We start from the raw sequence: 22,249 nt of genomic DNA on the forward strand, positions 1-22,249 counted from the left end.
AATAAGGAATAATACCAATATGAACATTTATCACCACGCCATAAAAATTGAAACGGTATCTGGCCGGCACTCTTATCATGATATTACTAATGAATTAAACCAGTTTATTGCACAATCAAATATCCAAAATGGTCAACTCACCATCGCTACAACGCATACGACATGTTCACTTTTTTTTGATGAATGTATGCACGACACCAATTTTTTTGGTGATGAATATTTGCATGTTGATATTAATAATGTGTTAGAGCAGATTGTTCCTAAAATGACTAGCGAAAATCAATACAATAGTCCTGGACCAAAGCATATTGAGTTTGGTTTAAGCCTAAATGATCCCAATTATCCTGCTGAAAAATGGGTAATGCTTAATACCGATGCTCATATCAAATCATCGCTATTTGGTAGTTTTTCATTAGTATTAATCATCAAAGATGGCAAGCCACTTATGGGCGAACTAGGGCGAATTTATTTTGTTGACTGGGATGCATTACGAGAACGAATCCGTAATGTTAATTTTATGTTGATGGGCTGCTAATAAAGGTGATAACTATGATTTTGTCTCCATCATTGTTTAATTCAGATCTTTATTTGATCAAAGAAACGTTAAATACGCTTGAATCACTAGGCATCACACAGTTACATATTGATGTAATGGATAATCACTATGTCCCAAATTTAGGTTTTAATGCTGGTTTTGTATCAAATTTGAAATCGCATACCCATTTTATTTTAGATTGCCACCTAATGATTGAAAAACCTGAATTATCAATTTTTGATTTTATTGAAGCTAAACCCGATATTATCACTTTTCACTTTGAAGCAACGGTTCATCATTCGTTTATCATCAATAAAATAAAAAACAATAATATAAAAGTCGGTCTGGCAATCAACCCAAGCACACCGGTTGAACACATTAAAATGCTATTGCCACTTGTTGATCTTGTCCTTGTTATGACCGTTAATCCCGGACAAAAAAACGAAACCTTTTTGCCTTTCACATTACAAAAAATTGAACAACTGAGCTTAGAACGGCAAAAAGGCAATCATCATTATGATATTCAAGTCGACGGAAATATTACTGATAAAACCCTATCACTATGCGTAAAAGCTGGGGCTAATAATATTGTTTCGGGTGGGTTTATCTTTAAAAATAATGATATTGCAAACAATATTGAAAAATTAAAAGTGGCAACTAATTAAGGAAAGTGCAATGAGTATAAAAACAATATTAAGTAATATATTAACTGAAATAGCGGCACAAATAGACACAATCAACGAAGTGCAATTACACGAATTTAAAAATGCGATTATTAGTGCAAACCATCTATTTTTAGCGGGAACAGGGCGTTCGGGATTAATGATAAGTGCGTTTGCCAATCGGTTAATGCATTTAGGTTTAAAGGTCAGCTTAATTACCGAAATTAGTAAACCCAAAGCCAATAAAGGTGATTTGCTGATTTTAGGCTCTAATTCAGGCGAAACCAAAAGCTTAATTGCCTATGCACAGCAGGCAAAAGACTTGGGTGTCAAAGTCATATTATTCACAACAAACGGTACTTCGACCTTGGCAAAATTAGCCGATAATATGGTTATTATTCCCATAAAAGTTGATAAGTTAAACCAACCAATGGGTAGCACATTTGAGCAACTCTCATTACTGACTTATGACAGTCTTATTTATAGTTTAATGGAAAGCTTACAACAGACCCCAGAGGTAATGAAGTGTCGACATGCGAATATTGAGTGATTTTTTTTGCACTTTAAATGTCAATAAAAAATTGAATAAAATCAATACCTTTTCTGACCGATTATTATTGCCTTTTTGTTGTTGGTTTTTGGGCGTTTTTGAATGTGATAGGTTGAACATCATAAATTATTACGCCCAAATATTAAGTGATTTAGCTACCTTTTAATAACGTTGCAATTTCGTTAATATCGTTTGGCGTTGTTTGACAGCAGCCACCAATTAATGTTGCGCCTAGTTTTAACCAGATGGGTAATTGGTTTGTAAAGGTGCAATTGTGGTGATGATTTTTGTGCCATTGTTTGGTGGTTGGATCGTATTGTTCACCAGAGTTGGGATAGACAATCAGCGGTTTTTGCGTAAGTTTTTGTAACGATTCTAACGCTGCAGTGACATTTTCTAGCGCAATGCAGTTAACACCAATACTAACTACTTGTTGACAGTGATTAAGATGCTCAATGACCAAAGATAATGGGGTGCCATCGCTAAGATGATTGGGATCTTTTAATGTTAGCGAAAACCAGCTTGTTACAGTTGGAAATTTTTCGAGAAGCTTTGTGAGTGCTTTGATCTCAGCAAAAGAGGGCAGTGTTTCGCAAGCCAGCAGATCGACTTCTGCGTCAACCAATGCTTTGATGCGGTTATAGTGAAAATCGATAAATTCTGATTCAGAAAGTTGATAATCACCAGTATATTCTGAACCATTTGCAAGATAAGCACCATAAGGACCAACTGAACCAGCAATTAGTAGTGTTTTATTTTGTTTTGTTTCATCTAGGTATTGACTCTTTGCTTGCTTGGCAAGCTCGACGCTGGTTTTTATTAGCTTGATGGATTGCTCTAGTGTAATCCCTTTTTTAGCAAACCCCAATGGTGTAGCTTGATAGCTAGCGGTAATCGCACAATCAGCACCAGCTTTAAAATAGTCATAATGGACTTGGCGGATCAGTTCTGGTCTTTCGATTAACACTTTTGCTGACCATAAACTGTCGTTAAGATCACAGCCACGACGTTGTAACTCGCTGGCTAGTGCACCATCAATAATGATGTGCTTTTTTTGCTTTAACAGTGCACTCATTGGATTGTTATTTTTCATTTTTTGCCACTCTCTTTTGATGGGCTTGGGTAAAGTGGTGGGCAATAAAGCAGACAACCACAAAAGGAATGCCACAATAAAGTGCAATACGTTGTTCTGGATCGAATGCTAGTCCAATACAAGCAATTAAACATAAAATAAAGCCTAAAATAGGTACAAGTGGGTAAAATGGGGCTTTATATTTTAGATTGTTTTGCTCCTCACGAGTTAAACTTTTTCTAAAAAAGAAGTGTGAAGCGCAAATACTTAGCCAAACGGCCACCACGGCAAATCCTGAAATAGCTGTCAAGGCAACAAAAACCGTGTTAGGCGCAATAATGCTTGTGAGTAATGCCAATAAGCCACCTAACATACTGATGGAAATAGCAAAGGCTGGAACGCCTGTCTGATTAAGTTTACTGAAGCATTTGGGTAATGTACCTTGGTTGGAAAGCGACCACAACATGCGTCCAGAAGCATAAAGTCCCGAATTTGCAGCTGACAAAATGGCGGTTAAAATTACAAAATTAAGACAATCGGCAGCATAAGGTAAGCCGATATTTTCAAAAACGGTAACAAAGGGACTTTCGATAACGCCAGCTTGATCCATTGGCAATAAGGCTGCTAAGACAAAAACGGTGCCAATAAAGAAGATGATAAGTCTTAGAATTGTGGTTTTTATTGCTAACGGAATGGTCTTTTCTGGCTCTTTTGTTTCACCAGCGGCAATACCAATAAGTTCCGTGCCTGAAAAGGCAAAATTAACCGATACCATCGTCATAATAATCGGGGTAATGCCATTCGGGAACCAACCATTATCGGTAATATTGTGTAAAAAGGGCGCAGGGATGTCATTTTTCATAGGGACAAAGCCAAAAATAGCCGCAGCACCAGCAATAATAAAGATAATAATGGTGATTACTTTGATAATCGAAAACCAAAATTCACTCTCAGCAAAAAATTGTGCGGTAACGATGTTTAATGCCAAAATCACGGTACAGAAAGCAGAACACCAGACCCAAATAGGTGTATTTGGAAACCAATGCTTCATACAAAATCCTGCTGCGGTAATGCTTGAGCCGAGTGCGACAGTCCATGTTAACCAATATAACCAAGCAACAGTATAACCCGTTGCAGGGCTAATGAACCGCGAGGCATAAGTATGAAAGGCACCTGTTTCTGGTATGGCGACAGCGAGTTCTCCAAGGCATAACATGACTAGGTAGACCACTAATGCACCAATTAGATATGCGATAATTGTGCCAATTGCACCTGCGGTAGCAATAATGTAGCCAGTGTTAAAAAAGAGACCCGTACCAATAACGCCACCAAGTGATAGCATAATAAGATGCCGAGTTTTCATGGTGCGTTTGAATTGGTTTTTGTTTGATGAGATTGATTGTTGTGTATTCATAAGGCGTTTTGTTCTATTCATTGTTATTATGTTTAAATTAATATACCACCAATAAATGAGTGGGCTGCTTTTTTGTTAATTGTTATTAATTATCTCCAAAAACTTTTTGTAAAAAATCCTGTATTGGTAATATTTGTCCATTTAATGTTGCTTCTTGTTTATCTTTGGCATAATCCACCTCAGAATAGACCCCTTCAATGTTATTTTTTTCAAAGGTAAATAGTGGGATTTTGATAAAATTATTTTCCGCTATTGATGATTTTATTGATAAATTTTCTTTTTCAATTTGTTCAGGTGTTAATGCTTCTTCATTTGGGGTTTTGAGCTGTGCTGAGAAATAAGCCAATACGTTAAATGGTGCATCGACGTTTAGTTTAAGGCTATCAATATTGTTAATGTTGATTATAAAACGTTCCAGTCTTGAGCGTATTCCTGATAAAGCTACAAAAGCATTGGCATTAACTTCACCTATGGTGTTTTTAAAATGGAATTTATTTAGTGAAATTTGGGAATTTAATGATGTTTGTTTGTCATCAAAGTCGGTGTAATCAAAATTATTAGATAGCATTGTGACAGGAATATTTTGGTAACTAAGATCTAAACTAACACTGCCTACATTTGGCAAACCGAGTAATACCGATTCTGCATCGGCTTTTAATAAGCCATCAACAGTATTGTTTGTTGGGTTGAAGATGTTTTCTTGATCGACCATTAAGTTGTTAATGATGATCTTTTGATCATCTGGAACGGGTTCTGAAGAGGTATTAAATTCAAGTGTCATTTTTCCCATTTCGGTATGATGATTTGGGATTATAACACCAGTTTTATGAAGGATATCGCCTTGATATTTTAGATTATCAAAAGTAATTCGCGGTTCGATATAGTGATTGTGAGAGCCTAATGCAATCTTATCGGCATTGATATTATAATGTATTCCTGTTTTGTCTGAATTTGGGTAGGCTGATAAATTAAATTTCTGTAGGGTGACTTGTGGTTTTGAGAAATTTTTATAGTTTTTATAAATGAATTTATCTATATTCACTTGGGCATGTAAATCGGAAAGATGTTTATTGACTTCAATATTAATATCACCATCAGACACCTCTAAGGAGCCATCAATAAAACTCAAAATCTCAGAATTATTATTGGAATCTGAATCAACAAGATTAAGCGCTTTGTTGGCTAATTTTATGGTGAGATTTTCTTGGTAGCTCATACCGAGCTTAGCTGTAATAAATGGTTGATTACCAGCTAGTTGCCAAAGTTCTGGCGATAGTGCTTCGCTCATTGCATATTCTATCCATGCCATCTGTGGAGTGAATTTCCCTTCTGAAAGGGCAATGATTGGGAATGGGCCATGGTGGATGGTGATATCGTCATTAAAAAGTGTTTTTGTGTCTTCAATAAGCCAACTAAAATTCTTTGGAATTACCTTTACAGTAAGGTGTAGGTTGGTTGAAAAGATAGATTGTTGATAATCGCTATATTCAATTACAATGCTAAATTCATCTTGGTCGTTGTCAATTTTTTGTGTAATTTGTTCTATTTTTTTGTCAATGTTGTTTTTGATTACGTTCCCTGTATACCAAGACGAGCCAACGTATCCTAATATTGCAATAATGCCTATAGCGATTACACTTTTTTTCATTGTTTCTTCTCTTTTTTATTGGGTATTATTTTAGTAATTTTAATTGATTTGCAGTTTATAGGCGATAATTTTTTGATTATTTTAGTTTCTTTAAGGGTAATAAGTCGGTTTTTATCAATTTATTTTTTTTGAAAAGGGCAGCTGAATAATATCCGCCAGTATGACTGGCGGATCAGATTAGTTAGATAAGTTGACTGATTAGTTATAAATTGTCTAAGAATTCTTCTTTTGACATTGTTTTACCATTCACTTCAACTTCGTCACTATCTTTAGCTAAGTTCACGTCTAAATAAAAGCCATCAGTTTTACCATTGCTTAACATTAAAAAGCTGGATTTAGATTTAAGTAAGTTAGCCGCCAATTGTATCATTTGATTGGCTTTTGTGATTTGTTGTGGTGTTACGTTATTATCGTTAGGGTTTTCTATTTGTGCTGATATATGCGCTAATGCGTCAAATGGTGCTTCGAGCTTGAATTTTATCGCATTAATATTTTCGTAAGGGTCTTGAACAAGAGACATCTCATATATATCAAATACATCTAACATTAAGTTAATATTAATATCACCTGCAGGCGTGTGCCAATTGAATTTATTGAGTGAAAATTTGATATTCTGTTTGGGATTGATATCGTTTAAATTCATATCATTCATATCATTCATATCAAATAGGTTACTGGACCAACCTCTATTCAAACTTTGAAACTCGACATCGGTCTGAATATTGCCTAGATTCTGTTGACCATAAATAATCGAATCAATATTAGCAAAACACGAATTATCAATTATATTAGAAGCCTTATTTAAGACACTTTTTTGCTTCATAGTGATATTATTAAAAACCAATGGCTTGATATTTGGGGTATATAATGATGGGGGGGACTCTAATATCATTTTATCGATACTGCCTTGCGAATCCATATCTTGGGTTTTGTAATTAAATTTACCTGTTGATTTAATGTTATCAATATCCAAACCTGCTATTGAATATGTGCTAAAACTGTATTTTATATTACCGATATTTAATTTGTAATCTACCTCATCTAGTGTGCTAAGTGGTGTTAGTGACAGATTCAAGTCACTAAAGATAACATTAAAGTCGTATGTGTCGTCTGATAGAAAAGGTAATCTATCTAATTGCAAATTAGCCGTCATATCAGTACCATCAATATAGCCACTAAAGGTAAAATAACCTTTGCCAATATCAAAGTCGTTATCCATAAATTTTATCGCTTTGCTTGTCAATTTAGCAGTGACATATTCACCATAACTTATTCCCATATGCCCAGAAATAAATGGCTGATTATCCGCTAATTTCCAAAGTCTTTGGTTAGTTTGTTCTGTCATTTCGTATTCTAACCAAGCTATTTGTGGAACAAATGTACCTTTGGTAAGGGCTGCAATAGGGAAAGGACCATGGTGGATGGTGATATCATCATCAAATAGTTTTTGGGGGGTAGCAATTTCATCCAAAGATTGATTTTGTGACGATGTCACTTTTAGATGGAGTTTAGTTGAGAATATTCCTTTGTCGTAATTGCTCTTTTCAATATTAAAGGTAAATTTGTCTTGAATTTGGTTAACATTGTTGGTGATTAACGCTAATTGGCTATCAATATCTCTTTCAATTATGTTACCGGTGTACCACGCCGTACCAACATAAGAAACTCCTAATACGGCAATTATTCCTATCGCTAGTGTAGTTTTTTTCATTTTTGTTCTCTTAGTTATTTATTATATTTTAAATTATCATTCTTGATGATCTGCAAAATTAGTCAACAAATTTTTAATATATTCAATACGTTCATTGCGTTGTAATTCTGATTTTTGTAATTTTAATCGATTTGAGCTTTCTAGGCGATAATTTTTTGACTTTTTGTAAAGCGCATTTAACACAAGTTTAAATTGATCCCTTACTGTATTATGGTCAATAAATTATCAACCGTTATGCTCGAGTTTAAAATAATCGCTAAGTTAACCAAAATAACCGAAACAATTTATAATTATATGAGTGTTACAAAAACAAATTATAAATTTTTAAAAAAATCTTTTTTATCTAGTAATTTCCCATTTACATTTACGTTTTGACTGCCTTTTGTGTACTGCACATCAGAGTAGAAACCTTCTGTTTGATCTTTATTAAAGGTAAAAAATGGTGATTGACTAAAAAGCTTTTTTGAATTGGTCTTTATTACAAAGTTTTCTTTTGCAATTTGTTCTGCTGTAACATGGCTAGCGTTAGGGTTTTCGATTTGTGCTGACAAACGAGCTAACACGTCAAATGGTGCTTCAAGCTTGAATTTAAATGTGTTGATTTTGTCGTAATTTTTTTCATTAATACTTGCGTTATTAATATCTGATATATTAAACAAAAAGTTAACATTGATATCGCCACCAGCATTGTGCCAATTGAATTTATTTAACGAAAATTCGATATTATGTTTGTCGTTCTTACTTATGTCAGAAGCATGTGTTTTAAATTGATAATTTAAAAATTGTTTATCAACCCCCTTGAAGTTAATATCAAGCGATCCATTGCCCAGATTTTGTTGACCATAAATAATCGAACCAATGCTACTGACAAGCGAACCATCAATCGTATTGTTGGTGTCATTTAAGACATTTTTTTGACTCACCACGATTTTATTAATAATCACCGATACCGATTCGATTTTAGGGGTGTATGATTTCATATTTAATGTGATTTTATCAATACTGCTTTGCTCATCAATATTTTGATTTTTGTAGTTAACCCGACCTTTGGATTTGAAATTGTTGACATCAAAATTCCCTTTTGAGATAAAGCTATCAAAACTGTATTTAATATTGCCAATATTAAATACATAATCGATGTCTTCAGTGGTACTGAGTGGCTTTAATGACAGATTAAAGTCATCAAAGTTAAAATGATGGGTATCGTCAGAAAGAAAAACTAATTTATCCAATTTGATTTCAGCCTTAATGTCAGAACCATTGGTATAGCTACTAAAGGTATAACTGCCGTTACTGATATCTAAGATACAATCATGAATGGACTGGATTTCGTTCTGTGAGGCTTTAATCGCTTTGCTTGCAAGTTTAACGGTGATATATTCGCCATAACTCATACCTGTATGCCCACTAATAAATGGCCGATTGCCGGCTAGTTTCCAAAGCGTTGGATTAGCTTGTTGGCTCATTTCATATTCTAACCAAGCCATTTGTGGGGCAAAAGTCCCTTTGGCAAGCGCAGCAATAGGGAAGGGGCCATGATGGATAGTGACATCGTCATCAAATAAAGTTTTTGGGGTAGCATCTTGGATAGTAGATTCATTTAGTGACGCTGTCACAGTTAGGTGTGCTTTAGTTGAAAAGATACCCTTTTCATAATGACTTTTCGTAACGGAAAATGTGAAAAGGTCTTGAATCTGATTAACTTTATTTGTGACTTGGGCTAATTGGTTGTCGATATGATTTTCAATCATGTTACCGGTGTACCATGATGTACCTACATAAGCCATACCCAATACAGCAATTATTCCTATAGCAAGTGTGTGTTTTTTCATTATAGTTCTCTTAATTATTCATGATATTTTAAATTATTATTCTTGATGTTCTGCAAAATCAATCAATAAATTTTTAATATATTCAATGCGATCAATGCGTTGTAATTCTGATTTTTGTAATTTCAATCTATTTGAACTTTCTAGGCGATAATTTTTTGGTTCTTTTTGAATTATTTGAATTAAATAATCGACTGATACCTTATTATTACTGCCGAATTCTATATAACCACCTTTTTCGCCAAATTCGATTTTGGTAATGCCTAATTGGCTTGCATGATAACGGATTTTAGTGGTTTCTAATAAAAATAGTACTGCATCAGGTAATTTCCCAAAGCGATCTCGCATTTCGACTTGAATGTCGGTTAGCTCGTCTAGGTCATCAATGCTAGCAATGCGTTTATAAAGCGATAGTCGGGTGTTGACATCGGGAATAAAGTCATCAGGAATTAATGTCGGCAATCTTAATTCCACTTCGGTTTGTTGGCTATTAAGTAATGATTCTAGTGTCGGTTCTTTGCCTTCTTTTAATGATTTGACCGCATCATCAAGCAGTTCAAGATAAAGGTTAAAGCCAATAGTTTCAATTTGTCCACTTTGATCACTACCCAATAGCTCGCCTGCACCCCGAATTTCAAGATCGTGTGTGGCTAGGGCAAAGCCGGCTCCTAAATCTTCTAGGGATGCGATCGCATCTAAGCGCTTTTTAGCATCTTTAGTGAGTAATTTAGGATGTGGCGTTAATAAATAAGCATAGGCTTGATGGTAAGAACGCCCAACTCGCCCCCTGAGTTGATGTAACTGAGCTAAACCAAATTTATCGGCACGATCAATAATAATAGTATTGGCGTTGGGAATGTCGATACCGGTTTCAACAATGGTAGTACAAACAAGTATGTTAAAGCGTTGATGATGAAAGTCATTCATCACACGTTCTAAATCGCGCTCATGCATTTGCCCATGTCCAATGGTAATGCGTGCTTCGGGCACCAGTTCTGCCAGTTTTTCGCTGACTTTTTCGATATCAGAGATATCATTGTGTAAATAATAAATCTGACCACCACGTAAAATTTCACGTAAAATGGCTTCTCTAATCACAAGATCATCATATTCTCGAACAAAGGTTTTTACCGCCAGTCGTCGAGCAGGTGGTGTTGCGATAATCGAAAGATCTCGCATACCACTCATTGCCATGTTTAGCGTTCGTGGAATTGGGGTTGCTGTTAGCGTTAAAATATCGATATTTGCTCGCATTGCTTTAATGCGTTCTTTTTGACGAACGCCAAAGCGGTGTTCTTCATCAACAATTAGTAAACCTAAATCTTTCCATTTGATATCTTCTTGTAGCAATTTATGCGTACCAATCACAATATCAATTTTGCCTTCGCCAAGAGCTTCTATAATGGCTTTTTGTTGTTTGGCTGTTTTGAAGCGAGACAGGCTCTCTATACGGATAGGCCAATTGGCGAAACGGTCGCAAAAGCTTTCGTAGTGTTGTTCAGCAAGCAGGGTTGTTGGCACTAAAACCGCTGTTTGTTTATGATTAATCACGGCTAAAAACGCAGCACGAATAGCAACTTCGGTTTTACCAAAACCCACATCACCACAGACTAATCGGTCCATGGCATAAGGCGAGCACATATCGCCAATTACTGCACCAATCGCATTTTGTTGATCATCAGTTTCTTGGTAAGGGAATCCTTGGCAAAATAGTTCATATTGCTCACGGTCTTGTTGAAATTGAAATCCGGGTTTACTTTCACGTTCAGCATAGATATCGAGTAATTCTGCTGCGACATCACGCACTTTTTCGGCCGCTTTTTGCCGAGCCTTACTCCAAGTATCGGTGCCTAATTTATTCAGTGGGGCATTTTCTTCATCGCCACCAGAGTAACGACTTATTAAGTTTAATGACGAAACGGGAACATAAAGCTTGGTATCATTGGCATACAACAAAATTAGATATTCTGCTGTAATACCGCCTGTTTCTAACGTTGTAAGACCTGCATAACGACCCACACCGTGCTCTAAATGTACAACGGGTTTTCCTGGTGTTAATTCAGCTAGGCTACGAATGAGTGAATCGGTATTAATCGCTTGTTTATTTTCTTTTTTACGACGAATAATGCGCCGACCTAATAGTTCGTTTTCGGTAATAAAAGCGTAATTTTTTTGTTGATCAATAAAGCCTTGTTCACTGGTACCAATCATTAAACAAAAACGGTTATCCGTATTGGTTTGTTCATCAAGCTGATTGATGGTGGTTGGATGAATACGAATTCTGCCAAGAATTTCTTGTAACGCTTCCTTGCGTCCTTCAGACTCAACCGAAAAGATGATTTTACCCGAAAAATTATCAGCAAATTGTTGAAATTGCCAATAGGGATCTTTTTGTTGGATCTGAATGGCGATTTCAGGTAATGCAGAATAAGGTAAATTAATATTTCTATTCGATTCTATGATTGTCGCATTTGATATTACTATTCTTGGGTAGTTTTTGAAATGAGCAAAAATTTCATCAGTTTTAGACCAAATAATTGCAGGCTCAAGTAATGGACGCATAGGATCGACTTTGCGACTTTCATAACGCTGAGTAATGTCTTGCCAATACTTATTAGCATATTGCTCAATATTAACAGTATTGATAATTAAGGTATTAGCTAAAAAATAAGAAAATAGTGGTGTTAACGGTTCGTTAAAAAACAGTGCTTGCCAATATTCAATACCCGTTGGCAAAATATTTTTGCTCACTTGTTGATAGATACTTTCTGCATCTAATCTGACTTCAAATTGTTCACGCCATTGACTGCGGAACAGCTCAATCGATGCTTTATCAAATGGAAATTCATGTGCAGGTAGTAGCTGGATTTCTTCAATTTCGTTAAGCGTTCGCTGGTTTTCAACATCAAAGGTGCGTATGCTGTCGATTTCGTTATCAAAAAAGTCGATACGATAAGGCTTATCACTGCCCATTGGATAGATGTCAAACAGTTCGCCGCGAGTAGCATATTCGCCATGCTCCATGACTTGACTGACTGAGCGATAGCCTGCATTTTCAAGTTGTAAACGTAAGTGTTCACGACTAATTTGCTGACCCTTTTTCATTATAAATACATGCCCGCCTAAATAGCTTTGAGGGCAGACTTTTTGCATTAAGGTATTGATGGGTAAAATCAATGCACCTTTGGTTAAATGCCCAAGATGATAAAGGCAGGATAAACGTTCTGATACAATATCTTGATGTGGTGAAAAACTATCATAAGGTAATGTTTCCCAATCGGGAAAAAAGATAGCAGGAAACGGCGAAAATTGCTTAAGCTCTCCATGTATGCGGGCGGTTTGCTGCATATCATCAGTAATAATCACCACTAAACCATCGTGTGCGTCTATTACTTGGGCACAAAATTGTGACAATGATGAACCGATAAGTTGTCCAATTTGCTTTACTTCACCCGATTTTTGAGGAATCAATGTTGAACTAGGTTGTATTTTTGACATGATGAATTTGTTGATATTGCTGAAAAATTATCAACAGATTATAACGTAATTACGTGGTTGTTTTCTATAACTGTTTAATCCTGTATGATAAGCACCTTGCAATTAACTAGCAGAACTTTGTCAAAAAGTTTTAGGTAATATATACGTTTATGTCAAAGATATTTCGTCCATTAGTCTTTTTTATTGGTTTGCGCTATGTGTATGGGCAAAAAACGGATGGGTTTGGTCGCTTTGTGTCATGGTTGTCGATGATTGGGATTATGCTTGGTTCCATTGGCTTGATTGTCGTTTTATCGGTCATGAATGGGCTTGAAGATCAAATGCAAGGTAGTATTTTGAAGTTTCTACCTCAAGCGCAGATCACAACTCCACAGGGGCGTATTGATCCTAATGTTGTTACTCGTGAACAGTTTATCCATATTCAAGGCGTTAATCATATAAGCCCTTTAGTTACTGGTGATGTGGTTTTGCAAAGTGAGCAAAGTATCACTGTGAGCACCTTAATGGGTATTACGCCAGAAGATAATGACCCAATCAATGATTATATTTATAGTGGTTCTGTTTTGGATTTGCAGGCAGGGCAGTATAATGTCATTATTGGGCAAACATTAGCCAATCAATTAGGCGTAACCGTTGGTGACAAAATTCGCTTAATGGTGACAGATGCTAGTCAAATTACGCCTGTTGGACGCATTCCTTCACAGCGCTTATTTAATATTGTTGGGCTATTTTCAGTTAATCATGATATTAATCAATCTCTAATTTATGTTCATCAGTCCGATGCTCGGAATTTGTTACGTTACCCTGCTAATATGATAACAAGTTGGCGTTTATTTTTAGATAAACCGCTTGATATTGCTTCTGTAACAAATACTCCATTACCAGACGGGTTAGTTTTTAATGATTGGCGTGTTAAACGTGGTGAGCTGTTTCAAGCGATTAAAATGGAAAAAAATGTTATGGGCTTATTGATTAGTTTAATTGTCATTGTTGCCGCTTTTAACATTATCACCTCGCTAAGTTTACTCGTTATGGAAAAACAAGGCGAAGTTGCGATTTTGAAGACGCAAGGCTTGTCTCGTTTTAAAATCATGCTGATTTTTATTATTCAAGGAGCAAGTTCAGGGGTAATTGGCACGTTATTAGGTAGTGCATTTGGCCTGTTACTTGCTTGTTATCTAAACGAAATTATGCAAGTGCTTGGTTTATCGTTTGCTGGCATTCAATTGCCATCATTGGTTGAGCCAACACAAGTTGTTTTTATTATTATTGGATTGCTTATGTTATCGCTAATTTCAACTATTTATCCTGCATATCGTGCAGCCAATATACAACCAGCCGAGGCTTTACGTTATGAATAATCCACAAATACTTCTAAGCGCCAAGAACCTTTATAAAACCTATAACGAAGGCAAAATGGTGACCGAGGTGTTAAAAAATGTCTCGTTTGATATTTACCCAAAATCATTACTCGCCATTATTGGTAGTTCAGGATCAGGTAAAAGCACGTTATTACATCTATTAGGTGGGCTTGATAAACCCACTTCGGGCGAAATCATGTTTAAGTCCAAACAACTTAACCAATTATCCGAGGTTGAAAAGGCGCAGCTACGTAATCAAGAAATCGGCTTCGTTTATCAATTCCATCATTTATTGCCCGATTTTACAGCGCTAGAAAATGTCGCGATGCCATTATTAATTGGTGGTGTATCCCCTAATGAAGCAAAAAAACGTGCCATGGCAATGCTTGAATCGGTTAATTTGGCTAAACGAGCCAATCATCGTCCATCTGAGCTATCAGGCGGTGAGCGTCAGCGTGTGGCAATTGGGCGTGCGTTAATTAATAACCCCGCACTAGTTATGGCCGATGAGCCAACAGGAAACCTTGATAAATCAACTGCTGATGCGATTTTTGATTTACTTATTAAACTAAATCGCGAACATGGCACCGCGTTTTTGGTGGTGACGCATGATCTTGAACTCGCTAATAAACTTGATAAACAAATGGTGATGAGAGATGGGCAACTATCTGATAACGCATCATCAAATAATCAATGAATAGGTAATTAGTATGAATTTATCTTTAATTACCGCCATCAAATTCCGTAAAGGTCGCCGTAAAAGTGGTATGGTATCGTTGATTTCGATCATTTCAACACTTAGTATCGCCATTGGCATTGCCGCCTTAATTATAGGGTTAAGTGCCATGAACGGCTTCGAGCGCGAGCTACATAATCGGGTTTTATCTGTGGTGCCACATGGGCAACTATATCCTGAATACGGCAATTTAGATAATTGGCAACATATTCAACAAGAGCTCAAAAATAACAGCCATATTGTATCGGCCTTACCGTTTGTTAATTTTACCGGATTAATCGAAAACGGCAGCAAACTAGCCGCAGTACAAGTACAAGGGCTTGATCCCGAGCAAGAAGTGCAAGTTAGCGCACTGCCTAATTATGTCCTGAATAATAAATGGCAAGATTTTAAGCCCGATAGCCAGCAAGTGATTATTGGAGCTGGGTTAGCTAAGAGCTTGTCGATAAATGAAGGGGGATGGGTTTCTTTATTAATTCCTGTATCGAGTGGGCCAAACCAACTCAAGCCGCCTAAACGGGTTCGTTTGCAAGTGGTGGGCATTTTAGAGTTAAGCGGTAGCTTAAGTAACAATATGGCATTGATCCCCTTAACCGATGCACAAAAACTTCTAAGTATGGGCGATAGCGTTACAGGCATTATGGTCAATGTGAATGATGTTTATCAAGCTAATAACCTTATAGGGCAGGCTGTATTAGCCCTTGATGAAACCCTAACATTTAATAGTTGGGAACAGACCTTTGGCTTTATGTATCGCGATATTCAAATGATCCGGCAAATCATGTATTTAGCCATGATTGTAGTGATTGGCGTGGCTTGTTTTAACATTGTGTCAACGCTTGTCATTGCCGTCAAAGACAAACAGCGAGATATCGCCATATTAAAAACGCTAGGTGCAACTAATCGATTAATTCGGCATATCTTTATTTGGTATGGTGTGATATCAGGATTAATTGGTAGTTTAATGGGTGTTGTTTTAGGTGTGATATTGTCTTGGCAACTGTCGAATATTATGGGGGGAGTTGAGTCATTGCTGGGGCATAAAATCCTAAATAGTAATATCTATTTTATCGACTTTTTACCCTCTGAAATCCATCTATTTGATGTAGTAATAGTGTTTATTACCGCTATGTTACTCAGCTTAATTGCTAGTTACTATCCAGCTAAACGGGCTTGTAAAATCGATCCTGCACGGATTTTAAATAGTTTTTAGTCATATCAAGTTTGCATAAAAAAGGCGCTGATTGATGATAATCTGCGCCTTTTTATTGTTAATAATAGACGTAATAACCACTAGGTAAAGCATAGCGCATATATTGTGCATAGATCCCCAATGCAGTGACAATAAATACAAGGCTAATAATAAGCCAACTTAGCTTACTTGGGTATTTGAATGTTTTAAGGCATAACGAAATCAGCCCACCCAGTACAAACCCAGTGCAAGCGCCACCGATATGTGCCATATTATCGATTGAAGGTAATAAGCCTAATCCTGCAGTTAATACCAAACTAACTAGCATTGCTTTGACTGGCATTTCTTGTATATTGGTTTTAAACACTAAACAATAAGCTAGTAAAGCGGTAATAATCCCTAAAATTGCCCCCGATGCCCCACAGCTAATCACATTGTGATTGATAGTTGCAATATCACTTGATAAGCTTCCAACTAAGCCTGAAAAAAGATAAATACCTAAAAAAGCCATGGTGGGAATGCGCTTTTCTAAAATTGGTCCAGTGCTCCATAATGCCAGCATATTCATGGCTAAATGCGTAAAACTGACATGCATAAATAAATTAGTAAACATCCGCCAATACTGGCCAGAAAAAGTTAGCTCTGCAATATCGGCACCCCAATCAATTAAAAAGCGATTTTCATTTAGTGGCGAAAACCCGCGGCTATCAAGTAGCCGAAATGCAAAAAAACACAGAATGTTGATTACTACTAGCGCCGTGGTGATTTTAGATTGACTGGCGTAATATTTAATATCATTTAAGGTGCTCATTAAAATTCCTTTTGAATAGTTGAATTTATTGGTAATAGGCGGGTTAATCTAATCGTTTACCCAATATTACTAAATCACGCTGAACATTATCCAATTCAGCAATTTTTGGAAGAAGCCCCCATTGTTGGTACTGCATTTTTTTAAATAAATTAACACTGGGTAAATTATGTCGAAACACATAACTAAAAATTGCCTCAATTCCTGCCTGTTTTGCAAATTGTTCAATTTTATCTATCATAAATTGACCAATTTTTTTACCTCGAAAATCCTGATCAAGATATAAGCTAATCTCAACCGTTTTATAAAAAGCAGGGCGCCCATAAAACGAAGATAAACTGATCCAACCACAAGGCTGATTTTGATATTTAATTAACCAAAGCGGACGATTTTGAGGGTTATGCTGGTAAAACCATTCTAATCGACTTTCAACAGAAACAGGTACCGTATCGGCAGTCACTTGACGACTAGCAATTGTTGAATTATAGACATCGACAATAAAGGGTAAATCTTCTAATGTAGCATTGTGGTAAGTGATCATGTTTTTGCTGTAAGTGGTTAAAAAGAAATTATTGTAATTTTATTATTGAATGTAGGCAATAAGGGATATTTTGATTAAAAAATAAATAAAGTTGATGATGATTTTTGTATTCAAAAAAACTTAAATAAAATCAATAACTTTTCTGGCTGTTTTTTATGTAAAAAACACATAAATTACAATCACAAATTACAACCAAACAAAGATATATTTAATTATAAATCTTATTTTTTATTTCCTAAATTTCAAAAAAGTCGTATAAAAATTGGTCAGTAAAGGTATTGATTTTATTAAAGTTTTTATTTGGTCGTTTTTAATCAAAACATACAATCCAAAACCATTTCCCAAAATATACCAACAAAATCTTAACCTCCTGTTCTTAATAAAACTTTACAAATTTTTAACAAAAAAACTAGCGCATTATTAATCAACCGACTATAATTTAAGCGCTTTTAAAGCAAGGGGATGCTCGCTAATTGAGCAGATAATTATAAAAAATCGAAATAAAACAAAAATTTACTTGACAGGACAATCGAAATGCGCTATCATAATCGGCATCTGGCATCTGGCATCTGGCCTGCCAAACCTACGCCCTAAATCTTTTTCAATTTCACCGTAGTCAAAAATCGGTTCAGCTCTCATTTTTATCACTCAACTCCGCGAAAGCGCTGGATTTATTGGCTGAATTATCGTCAAGATTATCGCCAACTTCCAAGTTATTATCCAAACGGTTATCTAACTCGTTAGCGCGGGCTTTTGCGTCACTGTTGTTACTGCTATTGTTATTGCTAACAATCCATCCAGTTTATGCGTTAACGGCAACAACAGTTAGTACGATAAGGGGGCACAAACCCTATTTATTGCTATCAGATGGTGTAACCAAAATAACCAATTTAGACGAGCTACTTGGTTTTAATGCTCCAAGCAGCGATGGTTCTGGTAATCGAGTCCAAATAGATGCCAGCATGGCAGGCTCCGTGATACGCGTGCCGGCAGGCACTAAATACAGTGATTTGGTTGCGTTAATCCCCACTGATGGCAATTTGTATAATGTACAAAATGTTGCAAGCGTGGGGGATGATGATGGTGATGCCGACACTGCTACCAATATAAGCATCACAGGCCAAATGAGGGCGACGTGGTATAACGGAGGCCGGCGCGTGACCGATTTAACACAAAGGCTCTCGTCGTGTGATGGTCCTTACAAATTGAAAATAGAAATCCCAACGGCGGTTAATGCTCACACGCGATATGGTGTACCTAATAGTAGCGATACTTATGGACCTCATAATGGGATAATATATACGGTTTTGCCTGGTATGACTATCTGTTATCTCCAGCCATCTGAGTTATATGTTCCTTTAACAGCAAATAGACGGTTTAAATATAACAGCTCTGTTTTTGTGCTCAAGTCAGAGTCTCACCCTAATCGTTATGAAAATAGAGCTAGTGTTATAGGATTTAAGGCTGATTCTGGATTTCCAACGACAGGTTTTAAAGGGGCGAGATTCAGTTTAATCGGGCCGGGGCAAGACCAGAGCAAGTATCGTTGCAAGTCGCAGGATGATGGTGTCAAGATACACTTATCAAATGATATTGCTAGGGCACGTACTTATTGGGTTGATGTGTTTACCTCTCCTTATCCCGGTAGCGTGGGTAGCAATTGCACGGTGACCTATCTTTCCGAAACTAGAGCATCATTTACCGCAGGGGGAACGCCGAAGATCACGATGGAATACGATACCGGCGGTGGAAATTGGATTGAAATGGATAGTTACCAAATACCGAAACCGAAGAAGTGGGGAATTTTTAAAGGTAGCGGGAGATATGCTGATCGTATTCTGCCTAATCCGACACAATTCCCAGCATTAGATACATGTCGAGGCGTTCCATTAGGAACGACAACCTATCAGGAAGCAAGGAGTTTAGATGCCGCAAGCAAACAATTTAGGCAGAAATATCTATTCCGGCGGGACGAGTTGACGGTGGCGTCTGCATATTTTGGACCTAGCTTCCCAGAGGGGAGTTCTTTTTCTGGGGGGTACGCGTGGCTTAAGTTTTCTATTCGTGATACTGGGACATTTTTTACTGAGTGGGGATTTTTTACTGGTACTCTTTTGACTGCAGAAGTAGCAAGCTCATCTGATATTATGCGCGTGGACGATGGAGGTGTTATCGGTGGTCGAGGTATCGACGAAGGAGGATTCTTCTGCAGAGATGATTAACCATTAATGACGCATAAGGTTGGTTGTTAAATATAGACGTTATCAATCCATCTAACCCAAACAAAAATACTAAACAAGCCGACGATGAAGTCGGCTTTTATAAAGCAGTATCATAATTGAATAAAAACGAAAGCCACGAATTATGAAAATCAACGAAAAAGTTGTTCATTTTAGTATTTGTTGGTTTATTAGAATCCTTGTTTTTACAACTCAATAATAACGCGTCCACGGGTGATGTCGCTGATATTTTTTTGCAGTAATTGCGATTTATCTTGTGTTATGCCTGTTGTGACTTTGACACCTTCAGCATCAAACTCTTGATTTTCAATAATGGCATCAAGCTCCTTTAGCCGATTTTCAATAATTGGCCATTCACTATAATAACAGTGAAATTGCAACGGAATACGGGCAATAAGTTCAATCAGATCAGCTTGTTGCAAGCAGTGGCTAGCCGAACCACCATAAGCACGAATTAACCCGCCAGTACCCAGTTTTATACCGCCAAAGTAGCGAGTTACCACTACAACCACTTGATCGCAATCTTGCCCTTCAATGGCCGAAAGAATAGGGCGACCTGCAGTGCTGGTGGGTTCGCCATCGTCGTTAAATCGATATTGTTGTCCAATTTTCCATGCCCAGCAGTTGTGAGTAGCGTTGGGATCACTGATTTGGTTAATAAAGTCGGTGGCTTGTTCGGCTGTTGTAACTGGCGCAGCATTGACAATAAAGCGGCTTTTTTTTATTTCTTCTGTTAGTTCAACGGGATTTGCTAATGTATATGGCATGCTAATTCTGGTAAAATCAATTTATTGTGGATAATAATACTGAACAGAATCAAAATGTCTATTAATTTAGAACAATTAAGGCAAACACAACAGACATTAGCAAAACAAGTTATATTAACCGATGCGTTTTGTCAGTCGGTTAAATTTATTGGTGGAACCGATGTAGGTTTTGAGGATGATGGTCATGTGACTAGAGCTGCAATTGTTGTTCTTACTTATCCTGATTTTAAGGTTGTTGAGTACCATATTGCTCGAATAAAAACACAGTTTCCTTATATTCCCGGTTATTTATCTTTTCGTGAGTATCCCGCACTGATTGAGGCATGGCAGCAGGTAACTCAGAAACCCGATTTATTGTTCGTTGATGGGCAAGGGGTTGCTCACCCTCGACGTTTAGGTATTGCCAGTCATTTAGGTTTGTTGCTGGATATGCCAACGATTGGAGTGGCTAAAAAAAAGTTGTGCGGTCAGTATAAACCATTGCCAAAACAAGCAGATAGTGTCACGCCTTTGCAAGATAAGCAAGACCAGATTGGTTGGGTACTATGTAGTAAAAATAATTGCAATCCTTTATTTATTTCGGCCGGTCACCGAGTGAGTCAAGATAGCGCTTTAAAATGGGTTAATTTATGCTTGCGTGGCTATCGCTTGCCTGAACCCACTCGCTGGGCTGATGCGATTGCGTCAAATAAACCTTTGTTTAAGAAGTTTAAACATGCACAATAATCCATTACCATTAAAAAAAGGTGGCTTTACCTTTAAACGTTTTTTTGTTGGGCACGACAAAAGCCCAATGAAGGTAACAACCGATAGTTGTTTGTTAGGCGCATGGGCGCCAATTGGTTCTTTTCCGCAAAAAATACTAGATATTGGCTGTGGTTGTGGCGTAATTGCGTTGATGTTAGCCCAGCGATTAGAACATAATCATTGTCAAATTGATGCGATTGATATTGATGTGCAGGCAGTGGCACAATGCCAGCAAAATAGCCAACAAGCTGGGTTTACCTCGGTTAATGCGATTAATATCGATATTAATCAATTTGAGCCAAGTCATGCCGTGGGCTATGATTTGATTGTGACCAATCCCCCTTATTTTGAATCCGCCATTGATTGTCGTAATCCGCAAAGGCAATTAGCACGCTATACCGAAAGTTTAAACTTTCAACAGCTTATTGACACGGTTAAGCGTTTATTAAACCCCGCAGGTCAATTTTGTTTAGTTTTGCCTTATCATTTATCCAATCAGTTTAGGTTATTATGTGAATCTAATCAGTTATATTTACACGAATTGATGAATGTTAGATATAGTGCAGATAAAGACTTTTCGTTGTCGTTGATGGCTTTTTCATTAATTCAGTCTAATAAGGTTAATTCGCAGGAATTGTGTATGCGAGAGGATGATGGGCGTTATTCACAAGGGTTTAGACGGTTGTTAGCTGATTTTTATCTGTTTCGAAAATAACGCTTAGATGCTTATTTATTTTTAATTTCATAGTGAATCTAAGTTATTTAATAGTAAGTAATAAATCTTGATAAAAGAAATTTTCATCCTCAAAAGTTAAAGCATAAAATTAATGTTATATACAAATATAATTTATTATTTAAGTCGCTTGCATTCCTTTTATATATTCGTATTTTTTGCTCATATGAGGCTTTTTGAGAATGTTAAAAGCCTCGACTAAACT

General features: G+C 36.7%; 18 protein-coding genes. 9 read left to right on the forward strand and 9 right to left on the reverse strand.

Translation table 11 applies throughout. The annotated features are described in order from the left end of the window. Window positions 1-19 precede the first annotated feature (19 nt). From ACYIAJ_RS00275 to hxlB, 3 genes are read left to right on the forward strand one after another with little or no spacing between them, the layout of a single operon-like run. Window positions 20-535 (forward strand): YjbQ family protein, encoded by a 516-nt coding sequence (locus tag ACYIAJ_RS00275; protein ID WP_483558325.1) that lies wholly within the window; start codon window positions 20-22, stop codon window positions 533-535. 14 nt (window positions 536-549) lie between these two features. Beyond that, window positions 550-1,200: a ribulose-phosphate 3-epimerase gene (locus ACYIAJ_RS00280; protein WP_483558323.1), complete on the forward strand. Its 651-nt coding sequence runs from the start codon at window positions 550-552 to the stop codon at window positions 1,198-1,200. 10 nt (window positions 1,201-1,210) lie between these two features. Further along, on the forward strand, window positions 1,211-1,747 hold the full coding sequence (hxlB, locus tag ACYIAJ_RS00285; protein WP_483558322.1) for a 6-phospho-3-hexuloisomerase: 537 nt from the start codon (window positions 1,211-1,213) through the stop codon (window positions 1,745-1,747). Window positions 1,748-1,898: 151 nt separating this feature from the next. Here hxlB and mmuM read toward each other — a convergent pair whose 3' ends face one another. From mmuM to mfd, 6 genes are all read right to left on the reverse strand, one after another. Further along, entirely contained in the window at window positions 1,899-2,840 is a 942-nt protein-coding gene (gene mmuM, locus ACYIAJ_RS00290; RefSeq protein ID WP_483558321.1) for a homocysteine S-methyltransferase, read from the reverse strand. After that, a complete protein-coding gene (gene mmuP / locus ACYIAJ_RS00295; RefSeq protein WP_483558319.1) occupies window positions 2,830-4,233 on the reverse strand; it encodes an S-methylmethionine permease in 1,404 nt (467 codons plus the stop codon). The genes mmuM and mmuP overlap by 11 nt, the downstream gene beginning before the upstream one ends. Before the next feature lie 85 nt (window positions 4,234-4,318). Beyond that, a complete protein-coding gene (locus tag ACYIAJ_RS00300; protein ID WP_483558317.1) occupies window positions 4,319-5,881 on the reverse strand; it encodes a DUF945 family protein in 1,563 nt (520 codons plus the stop codon). A 202-nt stretch (window positions 5,882-6,083) separates the two neighbouring features. Beyond that, window positions 6,084-7,592, reverse strand: coding sequence for a DUF945 family protein (locus ACYIAJ_RS00305; protein ID WP_483558315.1), 1,509 nt, complete (start codon window positions 7,590-7,592; stop codon window positions 6,084-6,086). Between the two features lie 314 nt (window positions 7,593-7,906). Then, on the reverse strand, window positions 7,907-9,424 hold the full coding sequence (locus ACYIAJ_RS00310; protein ID WP_483558313.1) for a YdgA family protein: 1,518 nt from the start codon (window positions 9,422-9,424) through the stop codon (window positions 7,907-7,909). A gap of 36 nt (window positions 9,425-9,460) precedes the next feature. Then, entirely contained in the window at window positions 9,461-12,919 is a 3,459-nt protein-coding gene (gene mfd, locus ACYIAJ_RS00315) for a transcription-repair coupling factor (RefSeq protein WP_483564141.1), read from the reverse strand. A gap of 158 nt (window positions 12,920-13,077) precedes the next feature. Here mfd and lolC point away from each other — a divergent pair, with 158 nt between their 5' ends. The 3 genes from lolC to lolE are packed head-to-tail and all read left to right on the forward strand — an operon-like array spanning window position 13,078 to window position 16,229. After that, window positions 13,078-14,280: a lipoprotein-releasing ABC transporter permease subunit LolC gene (lolC, locus tag ACYIAJ_RS00320; protein ID WP_091347251.1), complete on the forward strand. Its 1,203-nt coding sequence runs from the start codon at window positions 13,078-13,080 to the stop codon at window positions 14,278-14,280. Further along, the gene (gene lolD / locus ACYIAJ_RS00325; RefSeq protein ID WP_483558309.1) at window positions 14,273-14,977 is read left to right on the forward strand and encodes a lipoprotein-releasing ABC transporter ATP-binding protein LolD; all 705 of its coding nucleotides are present in this window, start codon (window positions 14,273-14,275) and stop codon (window positions 14,975-14,977) included. Before lolC ends, lolD begins: the two co-directional genes overlap by 8 nt. A gap of 13 nt (window positions 14,978-14,990) precedes the next feature. After that, window positions 14,991-16,229, forward strand: coding sequence for a lipoprotein-releasing ABC transporter permease subunit LolE (gene lolE, locus ACYIAJ_RS00330; protein ID WP_483564142.1), 1,239 nt, complete (start codon window positions 14,991-14,993; stop codon window positions 16,227-16,229). 58 nt (window positions 16,230-16,287) lie between these two features. On the opposite strand, the gene ACYIAJ_RS00335 is transcribed toward lolE, so the two are convergent. Both ACYIAJ_RS00335 and ACYIAJ_RS00340 read right to left on the reverse strand, forming a co-directional pair. Next, window positions 16,288-17,019 (reverse strand): rhomboid family intramembrane serine protease, encoded by a 732-nt coding sequence (locus tag ACYIAJ_RS00335; protein ID WP_483564143.1) that lies wholly within the window; start codon window positions 17,017-17,019, stop codon window positions 16,288-16,290. A 43-nt stretch (window positions 17,020-17,062) separates the two neighbouring features. After that, window positions 17,063-17,557, reverse strand: coding sequence for an N-acetyltransferase family protein (locus tag ACYIAJ_RS00340; protein WP_483564144.1), 495 nt, complete (start codon window positions 17,555-17,557; stop codon window positions 17,063-17,065). Between the two features lie 674 nt (window positions 17,558-18,231). Between ACYIAJ_RS00340 and ACYIAJ_RS00345 the strand changes: the two genes are divergently transcribed. Further along, a complete protein-coding gene (locus tag ACYIAJ_RS00345) occupies window positions 18,232-19,779 on the forward strand; it encodes a hypothetical protein (protein WP_483564145.1) in 1,548 nt (515 codons plus the stop codon). Between the two features lie 203 nt (window positions 19,780-19,982). Here ACYIAJ_RS00345 and ACYIAJ_RS00350 read toward each other — a convergent pair whose 3' ends face one another. After that, on the reverse strand, window positions 19,983-20,564 hold the full coding sequence (locus tag ACYIAJ_RS00350) for an IMPACT family protein (protein WP_483564146.1): 582 nt from the start codon (window positions 20,562-20,564) through the stop codon (window positions 19,983-19,985). 60 nt (window positions 20,565-20,624) lie between these two features. On the opposite strand from ACYIAJ_RS00350, the gene nfi reads away from it, so the two are divergent. Beyond that, complete coding sequence (gene nfi, locus ACYIAJ_RS00355) at window positions 20,625-21,290, forward strand: deoxyribonuclease V (protein ID WP_483564292.1); 666 nt, start codon at window positions 20,625-20,627, stop codon at window positions 21,288-21,290. Further along, entirely contained in the window at window positions 21,280-22,026 is a 747-nt protein-coding gene (locus tag ACYIAJ_RS00360; RefSeq protein ID WP_483564147.1) for a tRNA1(Val) (adenine(37)-N6)-methyltransferase, read from the forward strand. The genes nfi and ACYIAJ_RS00360 overlap by 11 nt, the downstream gene beginning before the upstream one ends. Window positions 22,027-22,249 lie beyond the last annotated feature (223 nt).

It is taken from the genome of Gilliamella sp. X-46 (assembly GCF_057063525.1).

What these genes read in the sequence shown, in the direction of transcription:
- ACYIAJ_RS00275 (WP_483558325.1), top strand. Translation starts at nt 20, where the DNA reads ATGAACATTTATCACCACGCCATAAAAATTGAAACGGTATCTGGCCGG.
- ACYIAJ_RS00280 (WP_483558323.1), top strand. Translation starts at nt 550, where the DNA reads ATGATTTTGTCTCCATCATTGTTTAATTCAGATCTTTATTTGATCAAA.
- hxlB (WP_483558322.1), top strand. Translation starts at nt 1,211, where the DNA reads ATGAGTATAAAAACAATATTAAGTAATATATTAACTGAAATAGCGGCA.
- mmuM (WP_483558321.1), bottom strand. Translation starts at nt 2,840, where the DNA reads ATGAAAAATAACAATCCAATGAGTGCACTGTTAAAGCAAAAAAAGCAC.
- mmuP (WP_483558319.1), bottom strand. Translation starts at nt 4,233, where the DNA reads ATGAATACACAACAATCAATCTCATCAAACAAAAACCAATTCAAACGC.
- ACYIAJ_RS00300 (WP_483558317.1), bottom strand. Translation starts at nt 5,881, where the DNA reads ATGAAAAAAAGTGTAATCGCTATAGGCATTATTGCAATATTAGGATAC.
- ACYIAJ_RS00305 (WP_483558315.1), bottom strand. Translation starts at nt 7,592, where the DNA reads ATGAAAAAAACTACACTAGCGATAGGAATAATTGCCGTATTAGGAGTT.
- ACYIAJ_RS00310 (WP_483558313.1), bottom strand. Translation starts at nt 9,424, where the DNA reads ATGAAAAAACACACACTTGCTATAGGAATAATTGCTGTATTGGGTATG.
- mfd (WP_483564141.1), bottom strand. Translation starts at nt 12,919, where the DNA reads ATGTCAAAAATACAACCTAGTTCAACATTGATTCCTCAAAAATCGGGT.
- lolD (WP_483558309.1), top strand. Translation starts at nt 14,273, where the DNA reads ATGAATAATCCACAAATACTTCTAAGCGCCAAGAACCTTTATAAAACC.
- lolE (WP_483564142.1), top strand. Translation starts at nt 14,991, where the DNA reads ATGAATTTATCTTTAATTACCGCCATCAAATTCCGTAAAGGTCGCCGT.
- ACYIAJ_RS00335 (WP_483564143.1), bottom strand. Translation starts at nt 17,019, where the DNA reads ATGAGCACCTTAAATGATATTAAATATTACGCCAGTCAATCTAAAATC.
- ACYIAJ_RS00340 (WP_483564144.1), bottom strand. Translation starts at nt 17,557, where the DNA reads ATGATCACTTACCACAATGCTACATTAGAAGATTTACCCTTTATTGTC.
- ACYIAJ_RS00350 (WP_483564146.1), bottom strand. Translation starts at nt 20,564, where the DNA reads ATGCCATATACATTAGCAAATCCCGTTGAACTAACAGAAGAAATAAAA.
- ACYIAJ_RS00360 (WP_483564147.1), top strand. Translation starts at nt 21,280, where the DNA reads ATGCACAATAATCCATTACCATTAAAAAAAGGTGGCTTTACCTTTAAA.